Below are 2469 nucleotides of genomic sequence, written 5' to 3'. Positions count from 1 at the left end.
CATGGCCACCCTCAAGCGCTGGCGCATCTTCCGTCACGCCCGCTGCAGCCCCAACCGCCTGTCGCCAGCAGCCAAAGCCATCCTCACCCTGGAGAGGCAACGCTGAAAAAGCTCAGTCACAACCCGACCAGCCGCACGACCTCGAACTTGCAACCGCCCTGGCCGGCGACCCGCGGTCTGTGTCGAGTACTACAGCCGGAGACCACGTCACATGATCTCCGGCTGTACTATTGGCCTCCAGGTGAGTTGGCTACTTGCGGAAGATAGTACCGAGGTCCTTCTGGCAGGCGTAGTCGGCGCAGTGGATGGTCTTCACAGCGTTGTTGCTGATGTCCCGGTAGGCAATGAGCGGCAGGCCGTCGGTGCCGACGGTGATCGAGTTGAACCGGCCGACATCACCGAACTCGTCCACCGCCTTGATGCTCGTGGCGCTGCTGCAGACCAGATCACCGCAGTGCGCGACCTTCAGGTTCGCGCCGGCCCAGTCGTAGTAGCTGATGATTCCTAAGCCGTCAGCGCCGATGGCAATCGAAGAGTGCAGCGGCCTGGCGGACCCAACTGGGTCGAGCCCAACTTGGTCGATAGTGTTCCTTGTGATCCAAGAACAGTAAACGTTCTGACAATGGCCGACCATCAGGTCAACGTTACCCGCCCCAGAGTGCCGGTAGCTGATCAGCGGCAGGCCGTCACGACCAATAGTAAGGGAGGAGGACTGGCCGGAATCGCCTGTCTGGTCCACAGTAACCCGAGCAAAAAACGAAGAGCAGTTGGAGTTGCAGCCGATGACCTTCAGATCGGCAGGGCCGGTATTAATGCTGCCGTCTGAGTAACTGATGTATATGACACCGTTCGGGCTGGTGGCCATCGAAACTTGACCCTGGTCGGAGTTGGGAACTCCGATGTCCGGGTCGATTACCGTAGTCGTAGAACTAGTGCAGGCGACGTTCGCGCAGTGCGCCATCTTGAGCTTGTCCGGAGTGTTCGGATCAGCGTCGCCGTTCACGTAGGCGATGGATCCGCGACCATCAGGGGCGATAGCCAGTGCCGTCTGACCGCCGACAAAGTTGTTGGTTCCATTGCCATCTACTGTGGACACTGCTGCTGATGAACAAGTGACGTCTGTGCAGTGCGCGACTTTCAGGGTCCGAAGCAACCCTCCACTGCTGTTTGTGTCCGTCACATAGCTGATCAGTGGAAGACCGTCACTGCCGATCCTGAGCGAGGCGTATCTGCCGACATCCCCGGCTGTATCGATGGTATGAGTATGGACAGTGGTGCATTCGATGTCATCGCAATGGGCAACTGCCAGGTCGCGACTTCCCCCGAGCTCACCATTCAAATAGTAAGGGGCAATCCCTCGGTTGTCCGAGCCGATGGTGATTGGGTTATTCGCTCCGGCCCCTCCAGTGGAGGTGTTGCTAACCACGAAGCTGGCGGCGCCAGCGCCGTCGGTCGGCTGGGGCAGGGTCGGCAGGGGCGTGGTACACACATCGTTGGATAAGTCATCGTAGGAAACAAACTCGTCCCAGACGAGAACCTCGTAGCAGGCGTTGGTCCCGGAGGGTATGGTATCGGTAAAGGTGTATTTGCTGCCGGTGCTAGTCTCGCTTTGAGTCCGCAAGAACGAAGGCAAAAGTGTTAGGTTCGACGAGTTGGGATCAGAGCGTCGCTCTAGCTGAAAGGCACCCTCATTGTTGGATTTGTCGGTAAAAGTCACAGTGACCGAAGTTCCATTAAGAACGACGGAGTCTACGGTCGGTGGGGTCAGCGGGAACGGGACCGGAGTCTCTACAACTGCGATGGCCGCACCGCCCGTGAGAAGCATTAATCCTAGCGCTGCTATGCCTGACATCACTATGGAAGTCAGTCTTTTTCTGACCATTCAGACTACCTGCGCAATTTTGAGGAAGATTTAACTCTTCTGGTTAAATCAAACTGAATCTTGAAGCCTCTCGAGAGTTGACCTAAGCTTATCACTCTTCATTCTTCACAGTCGCCATCTCGGAGTAAATGAGTAATTTCTGCTCAATTAGGTATTCAAAGTTAGCCTTGCTTCGGCAGTGAGGTTCGGTCACCGACGGCGACTTTCGACCGTGGCCTGGCACCTCTGAGCCAACTCCCCCACCAGGCAACCCCGATGACGCCGCGAGATCGCAAGTAGATACAGCATAATTCGTGAGCAAGGTGGGGATCGAACCCACACGCCTCAGGGCTGCGGATTTTAAGTCCGCCGCGTCTGCCTGTTCCGCCACTTGCTATGCAGTTTCACGATAAGGAACATTGCACTCCGGATTGATGAGTACCGAGTACTCATTCTCGAATAAATTGTCACTTCCAGATTCCGTTGACAGCGAGGTCGGGTGAGGGCAGGGCTCAGGGCGATTGCAAAGTCTGATGGCCTTGGATCAGTGCTGGTCAGCTGAGCCCGAGGAGAGCCAGTGGCCGCTCGAAGGGGCGGAGTGCCATCTC

The 2469-nt window shown here is 56.9% G+C and carries 1 protein-coding gene, 1 tRNA gene and 1 pseudogene; 1 reads left to right on the top strand and 2 read right to left on the bottom strand.

Translation table 11 applies throughout. The features are described 5' to 3' along the window. Window positions 1–106 (top strand): annotated as a pseudogene (locus ACFV3E_RS46585) (IS5/IS1182 family transposase); the annotation flags it as partial. Between the two features lie 144 nt (window positions 107–250). Here the strand turns inward: ACFV3E_RS46585 and ACFV3E_RS46580 are convergent. Then, on the bottom strand, window positions 251–1717 hold the full coding sequence (locus ACFV3E_RS46580; protein WP_500542609.1) for a hypothetical protein: 1467 nt from the start codon (window positions 1715–1717) through the stop codon (window positions 251–253). 459 nt (window positions 1718–2176) lie between these two features. Continuing rightward, a tRNA-Leu gene (locus ACFV3E_RS46575) sits at window positions 2177–2257 on the bottom strand. Between the last annotated feature and the right edge of the window lie 212 nt (window positions 2258–2469).

It is taken from the genome of Streptomyces sp. NPDC059718, from assembly GCF_042733315.1.
Lineage (GTDB): Bacteria > Actinomycetota > Actinomycetes > Streptomycetales > Streptomycetaceae > Actinacidiphila.
The sequence above is the reverse complement of the archived record's forward strand: the minus strand, read 5'-3'. Positions and strand labels throughout refer to the sequence as shown.